Source organism: Chryseobacterium sp. c4a (assembly GCF_009900745.1).
In the GTDB taxonomy this organism is placed as follows: domain Bacteria; phylum Bacteroidota; class Bacteroidia; order Flavobacteriales; family Weeksellaceae; genus Chryseobacterium.
Genome location: NZ_WXVU01000009.1, coordinates 172,900 through 186,212 on the forward strand (window position 1 = coordinate 172,900; position 13,313 = coordinate 186,212).

A 13,313-nucleotide genomic window follows, 5' to 3' on the forward strand; every position below is an offset into this window, starting at 1 on the left:
CCAATCAGCTTTGGAAATCATTTTAATCTATTATTAGCCTATAACTTGATACTGATAAAATCGAGGTATAGCTATATCCTTAACTTCAAGATCTTCCAGCCTCCATCTTCCTTACTTTTTAAAATTTAAACCCAATACTGAAATAGATTCTTGAAAAATCAAGTTGATTATTTCTGGAAACATTAAGGTTGATTGGGCCAATAAGAGATTCATATCCAAGATTTAATCCATATCCAAACATCTCATAACTGTTATTGAAAGGAGAGAATTCCTCACTCGCTTTTCCATAGCTGAATGAAGGTGTTAGGTATAATCTTTTCATAATTCTATACTGAAGTGATACTCCTGCCTTTGCTACAGAGTTCATGGGAAGTTCTTTCTGTCGAAGGCCATTAAACTCAGGATTCATTAGATCATAATTGTATTCACTTCCACCTAAATTATATTTCTGATTCAAAAAGAAATAAGGCACTGTATCGTTTCTATAGGAACCAAAACTAGTTCCAAGAAAAAGGTTAATTTTTGCAGCCAGCCTTCTTGTAATAGGATGAGCAAAGTTTTCGTTCAGCGTAAATGATACCAGGTTCTTGGGTAAAAAATATCCCTGGGTATTAGGATTTAAAATCGGATATAACTGAGGTTGTACTACCTGAAGATCATACAGTTTATATTCATCACCAAAATACATTCTTGTACTGATTTGAAGATGGTTTCCTCTGGTAGAAAAGTATCTTTTATTCAGATTATTCTGTTCAAATTTTAAAAAGGCATTAAAATTACTATGATTATAAAGTTTTTTGCTATAGTTATCGGATTTTGCCTGATCTACCTTATCCAGTAAGCTGTACATTCTTTCAGTGCTAAACTCCGTTCCAACGGAAATAACAGCATTAGGAGTGATATTATAATTCAATGCTACTTTTCCGGTAATATTTCGATACATATGATTAGGAAACTTTTCCGTATAATCCCCATTATAACCTAGAGTTCTAAATATCAAATCATTACTTTTAAGATGAACCATTTTAGCCTCAAGATCAATCCACCAGTGATCACCGCTACCCAAAAAACGCTGGTAAGCCAGCCTTGCTTTAAAACGTTCTGATATATCAATAGTAGCCAGGAATCTCGATCTGTTGGCCAGGATATTTCTATACGTATAGTTCACAATAATTCCTACCGATTGCTCCGTATCATAGTGTAAAGCCAGTTTAAAGGCTCCTTTTTTTACCTTTTTTACGAAAATATTCATCGCAAGTCCATCACCTTCATTGGTATAAGTATAATACACCTTTTCGTATTGACGCATCCCAAATACTCGATCTATTGCTTCATTCACTGTTTTCACATCATAATACCTACCTTCTATGAGTCCCATCTCCTTTTTAATAACAGCAATTTCCACATCATCTGTAAGTGGAGTTCCATTTTCTTCACTAAAAGTGAATTTTGTAGTAGGCAGCTTTACTTCTTCAATCATCTGATGCTCATACTTAATTCCTAGCTTCCTCTGGGCTTCTGCCAAGGCAACAAACTCAGGGAGATGTTTTCTGGCTTCTATTTCCCCTATTTTAATGATCTTTCTGAACTTTGCGAAGTCTTTTGTTGTAATATCCCCCAAAGGGTCTACAAAGTCTACAAGAACGTTGGATAGAGCTTTCTGATGCTTAAAATCTTCCACAGATCGAATGGCGTGGGTCTGATAGATCATTTTCATGGGATTTTCGATCTCTTTTTTAGTAAAAAGCCTGAATCCGGTATAGCCTCCAATCACAAAATCAGCTCCCATCTGCCGAACTTCATTAGCCGGATAATTTCGATCCAAACCACCATCTACTAATAATTTACCATCGATATAAACCGGGGCAAAAGCAGCAGGAATTGCTAAAGTAGAACGGATAGCTAGCGGTAGCGATCCTTTTTTCTGCATCACCAAGCCTCCGTTTTCAATGTCTGAAGAGGTAAGCTCAACGGGTATTCTTAATTTACTAAAATCATTGATATGCTTTGCGTTAAAAGTAAGGGTATTCAACACCTCACCCATATATTGTCCCTCAATATAAGAGCTGGGAAGTGTAGGAATTCCTTTTACTACCGGAAACTCCAGAATATATTTATCATACTCATCCTTTTCACTGATATTAACTTTACTGTAAGGGATTTTATTACTTAGAATTCTATTCCAATCTACTTTATAGATCGTTTTCTTCAGCTCGTCAGCATTATATCCCATGGCATACAACCCTCCTAAAATACCACCCATACTTGTTCCTGTGATATAATCCACCTTAATACCAAGAGAATCTATCATTTTCAGAATACCGATATGAGCAAATCCTTTTGCACCACCTCCACTCAATGCTAAACCGAATTTTGTATCCTTCGTTACATTTTGTAATCTGGTATTCAGAGAATCGTTGATTTGCTGAGATTTAAGAAAGAGAGAAAAAATGAGAGTTCCCAAAATCAAGAGCTTTTTCATGACATAGCGTGTTTTTATGTGTATAAAATTTTACAGTAAATATACAATTATACCATAAAAACAGACACAAAATCAGATGATTCTTTCCGGTCATTATGCAGTTATACAGCTTCCCAACAAAAATACTGTTTCTTGCTTAGGACAATAAAATATCGGAAATAGATTTGTTTTGTTATTGATTTAATCTCACGCAGATCTCACAAATTATACAGATTAAAATAACGTTTCTTTACCATAAAGTCTGTCATTCTGGAAGGATCTAAATATTCTCATCCTAAAATCTAAGGCTAGATTCCAAAGGAATGAAAATGATTACAAGTAAGACTTAAGAATCTTCGTAATCTACATGAAAAAATCAACATGAAGGTACCACAAGAATGATTGCCAGACAAGGCACATGCTTAATAAGACTTTATCGTTTCTACAAAGTTGATATCCGGGTTCAGAATTTCAAGAATAAGGCTTTTCACAGATCTCATCGCATCATCAATATCTCCTTTGTCAAATACCAGAGAAACCATCCCTTTTTTAGCTTCAGCAAAGCTCCAGATTCCTGTTTCAATAGGATATCCCCAGAATTCAGGCAGATGCTGCACGACATAATGATAGATACAAAGCTGCAACGCCTGTTTCCTTTCACTATTATGAAAATACCCATCTACATTATCTTCATCAATTTTTACATGGAGGTTTTTAATCTTTGCCGTTTTATAGTCAATGATCCTTAAAGTTCCATTCAACTTATCGATTCTGTCAATAAATCCTAAGAAGGAAATTTTATCATTGTCATCAAGATAGAATTCCACATTCTCGAACTTTCTTTCTATATCAATAATTTCTAATTTATTTCCCTCTCTGATCAGATCAAGATCATGATTCAGAATATTTTCAATGACCTTTTTCGCGATGGCTTTGTGGATATAGTTCATCCCCTTTTCATAAAATTCCGGCTGATGTTTAAGCTTCTCAATCGCAATATTAATATAATATTCTATCGCTTTAATTGACTCCTCTAAATCGCTTTCTTTTAAAACTTTACCCTTCAATATTTCATAAATCTCTTGAAGTGAATAGTGAACTAAGTTCCCGTAGTTTTTCACTGATAGCTCTTCTTCAATTTCATCCGATTCGGAAGTGTTCAAAATCTTAGATAAATAAAAATCAATAGGATTATAGAGGTAGCTCGTAAGATGAGAAGCCGATACTTTTTTCTTCCATTTTTGAAGTTGCTCCCTCACAATTTCCGTCTTGGAAATCTCTATGGGTTTTGAGATAATAGGCTCCGAAGAATTCTCAATAATCAAGTGTTCTATCTCATGAGAACTTTCCATTTCGATCTGAGTAATGAAACGGCTTTTTTCTCCTGTATTCACCCCAGAACTCAATGCATTATAGAGCAAATGAACATTTTTGGCATCCTGAATCAATCTGTAAAAGTGATAAGCATAAATACTGTCATTCTCCAAAAATGTATGAAGATCAAAAAATCTTCTGATATCAAAAGGGATATAAGTATTCTGTGAATTTCCCAATGGAAGTTTTCCTTCGTTAACTGAAAGCAGAATTACGTTTTCAAAATTCAAAAGACGGGTTTCCAGCAGTCCCATAATCTGTAATCCACGCAAAGGCTCTCCTTGAAAATCTATACTCTCAGAATTGATATGCTGATTGATCAAAATCTCCAATGTTTCCATTTTGATCTCAATATTATACGGAGTCAGCTGGTTTTTGATCACCCTAAAGGCATTCTCGAAGTGAGAAACGTTTTCGTATTGAATATCATCTATTTCCAGCCATTTCACCTGATGACAAAATGAAATAAGAGTATCCAGATAAGCATGGGTACTGACTGCTTTTTGCAGAAGTCCAAAATAAGATAATTCTCCTAAAAGTTCATTCAAGAGCTTCTTTGAAATATAAACGATGTTTCGTTCCTCTATCTTCGTTTTAAAATCATTGATGACCAATTCATCCTTAGCTGACTTAGGAAGTTCTTCAAGAATAGGAAATACATCTCTGTAATAGTACGAGGTCTTATTCTTTTCAAGCTGTTTTTGCAGATAAAACAATCGTTTTACCGCATTGGAAAAAGACAGGTTCTTCAAAGGGAACCCCATCGTAATATTCAGATTATCTACTCCATGCATCACATCCAGGCTCGCAGGCAGAAGATTTTCATCCAGCAAAACAACTGCCGTATTGGAATAAGTTTTATTTTCAATCTCCTTAAAAATCTCCGGCAACACCTTTGTTTGGGTCACATTTCCGGAAACCTCATATACTTTAATCTTTTTAGGTTGGCTAAAATCATCCTCTATCCATTGAAAAGTTCTGTTATCATCAAATTCCTTCCAAGTTTTATGATTTCTGAGAAACTTTCCAGCTTCCTGTCTTTCGTCATTAAAGTAATAACGGTCTGCCTGAAAAAAGCATTGAGCCTTATTCCACTGCAAAAGACTTCTCACCAGTTTTTCTTCAACCGGCGTAAAGGCGTTAAATCCGCAAAAAACGAAATGCTCCGTGGTATTCTTCGCAAAATCTGAGATACTCGCTTTAGCGGCCTCGTGAATCATTCCTGAAGTCGCCCAATTCTTATTCTGCAGTCTGCTTTTTAACTCAGGAAGAAAGACATTCATATTTTGCCAGAAATTAAGAAACTTTTTTCTGGGAACATCATCATCTTCACCAAGGTTTTGTGCCCATTCCTTGATTCTTTCTTCATCGAACATATACTGTAAAACGGCCTGATCACTGTCTGAAAACTTCAGAATATCATCCCAGTCCTTCTGCAACGTTGGGAACCATTTTAAAAAATCTGAAAAATCATCTCTTGGAATCAGATTCAGACTTCTGTAGACATCAAATGAAAAAAGCCAAAGAGGAATTCCCTGGATCACTTGTTTATCAGCAATAGTATTGATAAGCTCCTCAATGGTAAAAAAATTAGGAAGAAACCCTGAATAGTTATTCTCCTCTAAAATTTCTCTGATGAATACAATCGGACGTTTTCCGGGCAGAATAATATTAAACGCAGAAAGATCCGGGTTTTGGGCTAACAGTTCGTGAATGATCTTATTGAGGAATTTCAAGGGGTTTGATAACTTTTAAGGTTTTCTAATTCACCGGAAATAATGGCATTATATTCTGCCTGTTTTTCTTTATTCATTCCGTGGCGGGTATCTCTGTCATAAGCGCCCTGGAAGGTTTTATATTCGGTGGATATTGTATTATAAATAGATTTAAATAACCTATTGTAATCACCGGAATTTCTGATGTTTTCAGCAATAGACTTCCTGAATTTTCTCACAAAAATCTCTGCAATATCAAAATGTTTCTGCTCATGGAGCAAAATATAATCATTGATTTTATTGACATCTTTCCATGATTTATCTTCGTTGAAAATTGTCTTGATCTCGATCTTTACAGGTGACTTCGGATTGGTAGATTTTACTACAGAATATTCCCAACCACAATTGGTATACGCGGCAACATCCGGGTTATTTTTTCTATTGACAGGACTTTTAAAATGATCCCAATTCAATTTCAGTCCTTCCTGCCAGATAATTTTTTGTCCAAACACAATATTAGTGACAAGCAGACACAATGCAAAGGTCAATTTCATTATTTCACTACAATCGTTTTTGTAATCCAGTTATTTCCGCCGTTCCAAAATGTAAAAGTGTATTTTCCTTTTTTCTGTGGATTGAAATTAATCTGATTAACTGCTGAATAACTATTTTGAGCACAAGAGCCATTGCTAATGTATTTATAAGCGGTTACTGATCTTTCAAAATCACCGTTATAAATATAATCATATCCATAAAATCCCTGACATTGAGATGAATAGGTGGAATATGTTTTTATATGCTGTATCGCCAAAACATCCATAGTATCTTTTGTAATGATTACACTGTCTATCTTTACTTTACCAATAGATTCAATGGTTTGATAATCATCGTCATTACAGGAAACCAATGCTAAGCCAAACAATAATGCCGAAAATCCAATATTTAGAAACTTTTTCATAATCTTTAATTTTCTTATTATTAATAGATGTTTAGCAAAAATTATTCCTCCATCAAGAAAAATTAGGAATTAAAATTACCTTTTGATACATAAACCACTTTTTTAGTATCAAAAAACTCTTCATCAAAATAATGTTTCAGATTGAAAATTTCACATTTAAGTCCAGCAAGCTCTTCTGCAAGATCTCCACCTTTTAAATACAAAATTCCATTATGTTTAGGGTTAAACTGTTCTTTTTCAAATTTCCCTTTCAGCCATCGTAAGAATTCCGGCATTTGAGTTACCGCTCTGCTGACCACAAAGTGAAATTTTTCTTTTAGCTTTTCCGCTCTTCCGTGAATGGCTGTAACGTTTGTAAGTCCCACTCCTTCCGCTACAGCATTTACCACACTAATTTTCTTTCCAATAGAATCAATCAGGGTAAATTGGGTTTCAGGAAATAGAATCGCTAAAGGAATCCCGGGAAAACCTCCTCCGGTTCCGATATCCAGAACTTTCGTTCCGGGAGCAAATTCCATTACTTTCGCAATCCCTAATGAGTGCAGAATATGCTTTTCATACAACGATTCCATATCTTTTCTGGAAATCACGTTGATCTTTTCATTCCATTCATTGTACAGAGTTTCCAGTTTTGCAAACTGTTCTAGCTGTGTCTCGGTAAGATCCGGAAAATATTTTAATAGTAACGATGTAGACATGTGAATTATTATAATCTGCAAAAATAAGTTTTTATTGGCTTTATTCAAATTTTCCGAAAGAGTATATCAAAAAATAACACAATTTTATTTTGAATTTTCTTTTTCAATAGGATTGTTACTTTTCTTAAGCAACCTTGCCAATTCTGCATCTTCATTTCCCTTACCCGCTTTCTTAATTTGCGCCATATCCAATTGTGTAGCATATCCATCTTTCAATTGCACCCCCATCTTTCCGGTTTGCCCATCTATGTTGATACTTTCAATATCTTCAGGACTGAATGTCTCATTTTTCAGAAGTTTCCTATATTCCTGATCAGACATCTTTTTATTGTTTTTAGGAACAAAACTAAATATAGAATTCACTTTTTTCACCTGAATCATATTAAAAACATGATGATTATCCATATCTTTCACCCTTATCACAAGCCCCGGAAGGCCGTTGAATTTGTAAGGGCCATCACTGATAGGATATTCTTTGGAAAACCATGCTTCCCACTCTCTTCCTTTGTATTGGGCAACCGCTTTCTGGCAATCTATCCCATTGACCTTTAAAAACTCTTTCTGTACAGACCATTTTGGAGCTTCGTGATCCGTAACAACAAGATTTGCAGTTTTATATTTATCATATAAATTAGCTTCTCTTTTTGAATAATCTTTTTCAATGATATACCCTAAGTTTCTATCATAATTTTTACTCTTAAATAACCTCTTAAGATCTTTGTCTGCCTGATAAATAGAATCTCTTTCATATTTCACAGCATTATAAAAATAAGATTTCTTTCCGTCAGAATCCAGATTCATATAATCCGTAACCTGAGAATCTTCATTTTCAATATCTGATTTCATTTTGTATTCATACACAAAACGGTAATTCTGAGCAGACACAGTGCAGACTAATGCCAAAAATAAAAGAATATAGATTTTTTTCATAGTATTAAGCTTTTGATTAAATAGGACTTTTCAAAACAAATTATATCAAAAAAGAACATTAACTCCAAATATAGTGAATACTTTTAAACCTGATAAAAATCTTTAAACCTATCCCCCTTTTATTTCTCCTGCAAGGCCTTTTTATTATATATTTGTTAAAATTCAAAAAATACATGGACAAACTTTCAGATAGAGTAAAAAGACTAGGATACTCACAGACTTTTGTAATGTCTAACAAGGCAAGGGAAATGAAGGCGAACGGAATTGATGTAATCAGCTTAACCCTTGGTGAACCGGATTTTGATGTGCCGGATAATATCAAACAGGCTGCATTTGATGCTATCAATGAAAACTATAGCCACTACTCTCCTGTTCCGGGATTCCTTGAACTTCGTGAAGCTATTGCTTATAAATTAAAAAGAGACAACAACCTGGAATACAAACCAACACAGATCTGTGTTTCTAATGGAGCAAAACAGGCTATTTTAAATGTTTTAGCTGCTATTATCAATGATGGTGATGAAGTTTTACTTCCTGCTCCTTACTGGGTAAGCTATGACGAAATGGTAAAAATGATGGGTGGAGCCTCAGTAATGCTTCCTACGTCTTATGTTACAGATTTCAAAGTAACAGCTGAACAACTTGAAGAAGCGATTACAGACAAAACAAAAGCCATCCTTTTCAGCTCTCCATGTAATCCATCAGGAGGATATTATACTTATGACGAATTGAAATCTATCGCTAAAGTAGTTGCTAAATACCCTCATGTAACAATCATTTCAGATGAAATCTATGAATTCATCAATTATGAGACAAAAACTACTTCTATTGCCCAGTTCCCTGAAGTTTACGAACAGACTGCCGTAATCAACGGAATGTCAAAAGCTTTCGCAATGACAGGATGGAGAATCGGGTATTCCGCATGTCCTGAATGGCTGGCTAAAGCTTGTGAAAAAGTACAGGGACAAATGACAAGCGGCGCTAACACGGTTGCTCAAAGAGCTTCTATTGTTGCTTTAAAAACGGATCCATCGGAATACAGATACATGATTGATGCTTTTAAAAAGAGAAGAGATCTTGTATACGAACTGATCCAAGAAATTCCAGGATTTAAAGTATTGCTTCCAAAAGCAGCATTCTATTTCTTCCCGGATATTTCGCATTATATTGGAAAAACTCTGAACGGAACAGAAATTAAAAACTCTGATGATTTCGCGATGTTCTTATTGGAAAATGCTCATGTTGGATGTGTTGGAGGATTTTCTTTCGGAAGCCCGGAATGCATCAGATTCTCTTATGCAGCGTCTGAAGAAGAGCTAAGAGAAGCGATGAAACGAATCAAAGATTTGTTAGACCAATTCAATTAAGAATTCAAAAACAAAAATAAAACACAACCACTACAATGAATTTGTTAAAAAAGCTAACAATCGCGACAAGTATCGCTGCAGCAAGTTTTGCAGGTCATGCTTTCGGACAGGATTATCAATGGAAGGAAGCTACCTCCAACGGATACAAGTACAAATACGTCACTAATGATCCTACTGCCGCAAGATACTACATCTTAAAAAACGGATTAACAGTTATTCTAAGCCCAACCAACAAGGAGCCTAGAATACAGACCTATATTGCAACCAAAGCAGGGAGCAAAACCGATCCGGCCGATCACACAGGTCTTGCTCATTATCTTGAGCACATGCTTTTCAAAGGAACCAATCAGTTCGGATCTAAAGATTGGGCTAAAGAAAAACCTCTTTTAGACCAGATTGATGCTCTTTATGAAAAATACAATCAAACTAAAGATGAAGCTAAGAGAAAGGAGATCTACAAAGAAATTGACAAAGTCTCCGGAGAAGCAGCCAAATACGCGATTGCTAACGAATATGACAAAATGATGGCTGGTATGGGAGCTGATGGAACAAACGCTTTCACATCTTTTGAACAGACCGTTTACACAGAAGACATACCATCTAATGTGGTTGATAAGTTTCTGGCTCTGCAATCCGAAAGATTCAGAGAGCCTATTCTCAGATTATTCCATACAGAGCTTGAAGCAGTATACGAAGAAAAAAACAGAACGCTTGATGATGATGGAGATAAAGTATATGATACCATGTTTGCCAACCTTTTCCCTAATAACAATTACGGAAAACAGACAACTATCGGTACCATTGAACACTTGAAGAATCCATCTCTTCATGCGATCAGAGAATATTACAACAATTATTATGTTCCCAACAATATGGGAATCATCATGTCCGGAGACTTCAATCCCGATGAAGTGATTGCTAAGATCGACAAGGCTTTCTCTTACATGAAATCAAAACCTATCCCTGAATACATCATAGGACAGGAAAAAGCCATTACTACTCCTGTTATCAAAGAAGTTGTAGGCCCTAATCCTGAAAGCGTAATGCTTGGCTTCAGATTCCCGGGTGCCTCTACGAAAGACGCAAGACTTTTAAACTTCGTAGGAAGCATGCTTACCAACGGACAAGCAGGACTTATTGACCTTGATTTGGTAAAAAAACAAAAGCTATTGGGCGCTTATGCATATCCTTATGCTCTTAAAGACTATTCGGTATTACTTTTAGAAGGAAAGCCTACCGAAGGACAATCATTAGATGATGTAAAAAGTCTTCTTCTTCAGGAAATTGATAAATTGAGAAAAGGAGAATTTTCTGATGATCTTATCCAGTCTATCGTAAACAACGAAAAGAAGAATACCATTCAAAAAGATGAAAAATATTCTTCAAGAGCAAGCATCCTGATGGACGAGTTTACGTCTGATGTTGACCACAAGGCAAATCTGGAATATATTGAAGAAATTTCCAGGCTTACCAAGAAAGATATCATGGATTTTGTTTCCAAATACCTTCAGAACAATAACTACGTTGCAGTTTACAAGAAAAAAGGCGAAGACAAAAGTATTGTAAAGGTTGACAAACCAACCATCACTCCTGTTTCAGTGAATAGAGAAGATCAATCTGCTTTTCTTAAGAAAATTGATGAGATGCCTGAGAAAGCAATTGCCCCGGTATGGTTAAATTATGACAAGGACATTGCTAAAAATAAATTGGGCGAGGTAGATGTACTCTCTGTAAAAAATACAGATAATGCTCTATTCAGAATGTATTATCACTTCGATTCCGGAAAATGGAATAACAAGATGCTTCCGTTAGCCGCAGAATACTTACAATATCTTGGAACCAATGATAAGTCTTCTGAAACCATCAGCAGAGAGTTTTATAAACTGGCATCAAGCTTTAAAGTAAGTGCAGGAAACGAAGAAACTTACGTATCACTGGAAGGCTTAAATGAGAACTTTGATAAAACCATCGCTTTATTTGAAAATCTTATTAAAAACTGTAAGGCAGATCAGGCAGCATTAGATGCTTACAAAGCAAGACTTAAAAAAGCTAGAGCTAATGCAAAGCAGAATAAAGCAACGATCATGGCCGGACTAAGAAGCTATGCTCAATATGGGGTACAAAACCCATTCAACAATGTTTTGAGTGATGCTGAACTCGATGCATTAAAAGCTGAAGATCTAGTCAACATCCTTCATGATCTTTTTAACTTTAAGCATAAGGTACTTTATTATGGGCCAAAAACAGGAACTGAAGCAGTAGCCTCTTTAAAACCTATCCACAAACTGCCTGCAGCACTTAAAGAACTTCCAAAGACTAAAACATTTGTACAGATCCCAACAGATAAAAACAAAGTATTATTCGCTCATTACGATATGGTACAGGCAGAAATCTTCTGGGCCAGAAATGCCGATCAGTACAATTCCACCATTACCCCTACAGTAAGTTTATTCAACAATTACTTTGGAGGCGGAATGGGATCTATTGTGTTCCAGACCATCAGAGAGTCTAAAGCACTGGCCTATTCTACCTATTCTTATTTTGCTCTTCCAAGCAAGAAAGAAGATAAGAATAGCATTATGGCCTACGTAGGAACTCAGGCAGATAAATTCAATGAAGCATCTTCTGCAATGAATGAACTCTTAACGACCCTACCAAAGTCTGAACAATTATTTGAAACAGCTAAAAGCGGATTGAAAAAAACAATCGCATCCGAAAGAATTTCTCAGGATGGGATCATTTTCTCCTACTTGAAATCTCAAAAGCTTGGAAACAACTTCGATATCAGAAAGAATGTCTATGAACAGGCACCAAAATTGTCTTTTGCAGACATCAATACTTTCCATGATAACGAAATGAAAAACAAGAACTACACCTATTGTATTGTGGCTGCACAAGATAAAGTAAATGAAGCCGATATGCAGAAATTAGGAGAGGTAAAAAAACTCAATCTAACAGAAATATTTGGTTACTAAAATAAACAAAAGCCCTGGTTTCAGGGCTTTTTCATTTAATAACACATCAAAAACAATTATAGATTTTATTTATCAAAAATCATTTGTTCGATAGATAAAACTTTTCTATATTTGCATTAGAAATTTAAATATAAAAACAGAAAATTATGTCTTTAGTAGGAAAAAAATTCCCGAATTTAACAATCGACGCAATGTCTGAAATGGGTGATGATTTAAGAATCAACATCCTTGAAGAAGCTACAAAAAACCAACAAAAAGTTCTTTTGTTTTGGTACCCTAAAGATTTCACTTTCGTATGTCCTACTGAGCTTCATGCTTTCCAGGAGGCTTTAGGTGAATTCGAAAAAAGAAACACTAAAGTAATCGGTGCTTCTTGTGATACTAATGAAGTACACTTCGCATGGTTAAACACACCAAAAGATAACGGAGGTATTGAAGGAGTAACTTACCCACTTTTAGCTGATACTCACAGACAATTAGCTAATACTTTAGGGATTGTTGATCAGGATTTCGAATACAATGAAGAAGGAGAAGAAATCTTCACAGGTTCTAACGTAACTTACAGAGCGACTTACCTTATCGACGAAACTGGAAAAATTTTCCACGAAGCGGTAAACGATATGCCTCTAGGTAGAAACGTAAAAGAATTCTTAAGATTAATCGACGCTTACACTCACGTTCAGAAACATGGTGAAGTATGTCCTGCAAACTGGGAAGAAGGTAAAGATGCTATGAAAGCTGACAGAACTTCTACAGCAGAATACTTAGCAAAAAATTAATATCTTAATTTTAATATAACAATGTAACAATCTAACAGTATAACAATTTTAAAAGT

9 protein-coding genes are annotated in these 13,313 nt (G+C 35.3%); 3 read left to right on the forward strand and 6 right to left on the reverse strand.

The features are described from left to right. Positions 1-118: 118 nt before the first annotated feature. The 6 genes from GTR01_RS13600 to GTR01_RS13625 all read right to left on the reverse strand — a co-directional run bounded on the left by GTR01_RS13600 (position 119) and on the right by GTR01_RS13625 (position 8,136). Positions 119-2,482 carry a patatin-like phospholipase family protein gene (locus tag GTR01_RS13600; protein ID WP_160138370.1) on the reverse strand — a complete coding sequence of 788 codons (2,364 nt, stop codon included), beginning with the start codon at positions 2,480-2,482 and terminating at the stop codon, positions 119-121. A gap of 401 nt (positions 2,483-2,883) precedes the next feature. Further along, positions 2,884-5,571 carry a PD-(D/E)XK nuclease family protein gene (locus GTR01_RS13605; protein WP_160138371.1) on the reverse strand — a complete coding sequence of 896 codons (2,688 nt, stop codon included), beginning with the start codon at positions 5,569-5,571 and terminating at the stop codon, positions 2,884-2,886. Next, entirely contained in the window at positions 5,568-6,104 is a 537-nt protein-coding gene (locus GTR01_RS13610; RefSeq protein ID WP_160138372.1) for a DUF922 domain-containing protein, read from the reverse strand. The genes GTR01_RS13605 and GTR01_RS13610 overlap by 4 nt, the downstream gene beginning before the upstream one ends. Continuing rightward, positions 6,104-6,508, reverse strand: a complete 405-nt coding sequence (locus GTR01_RS13615; RefSeq protein WP_160138373.1) for a hypothetical protein — start codon at positions 6,506-6,508, stop codon at positions 6,104-6,106. The genes GTR01_RS13610 and GTR01_RS13615 overlap by 1 nt, the downstream gene beginning before the upstream one ends. Positions 6,509-6,570: 62 nt before the next feature. Then, on the reverse strand, positions 6,571-7,206 hold the full coding sequence (gene rsmG, locus GTR01_RS13620; protein WP_160138374.1) for a 16S rRNA (guanine(527)-N(7))-methyltransferase RsmG: 636 nt from the start codon (positions 7,204-7,206) through the stop codon (positions 6,571-6,573). Positions 7,207-7,290: 84 nt separating this feature from the next. Next, complete coding sequence (locus GTR01_RS13625; RefSeq protein WP_160138375.1) at positions 7,291-8,136, reverse strand: GLPGLI family protein; 846 nt, start codon at positions 8,134-8,136, stop codon at positions 7,291-7,293. A gap of 173 nt (positions 8,137-8,309) precedes the next feature. Here GTR01_RS13625 and GTR01_RS13630 point away from each other — a divergent pair, with 173 nt between their 5' ends. The 3 genes from GTR01_RS13630 to GTR01_RS13640 all read left to right on the forward strand — a co-directional run bounded on the left by GTR01_RS13630 (position 8,310) and on the right by GTR01_RS13640 (position 13,257). Continuing rightward, a complete protein-coding gene (locus GTR01_RS13630) occupies positions 8,310-9,503 on the forward strand; it encodes a pyridoxal phosphate-dependent aminotransferase (RefSeq protein WP_160138376.1) in 1,194 nt (397 codons plus the stop codon). Positions 9,504-9,538: 35 nt separating this feature from the next. Beyond that, positions 9,539-12,478 (forward strand): M16 family metallopeptidase, encoded by a 2,940-nt coding sequence (locus GTR01_RS13635; RefSeq protein WP_160138377.1) that lies wholly within the window; start codon positions 9,539-9,541, stop codon positions 12,476-12,478. Positions 12,479-12,624: 146 nt separating this feature from the next. Continuing rightward, positions 12,625-13,257 (forward strand): peroxiredoxin, encoded by a 633-nt coding sequence (locus GTR01_RS13640; RefSeq protein WP_160138378.1) that lies wholly within the window; start codon positions 12,625-12,627, stop codon positions 13,255-13,257. Positions 13,258-13,313 lie beyond the last annotated feature (56 nt).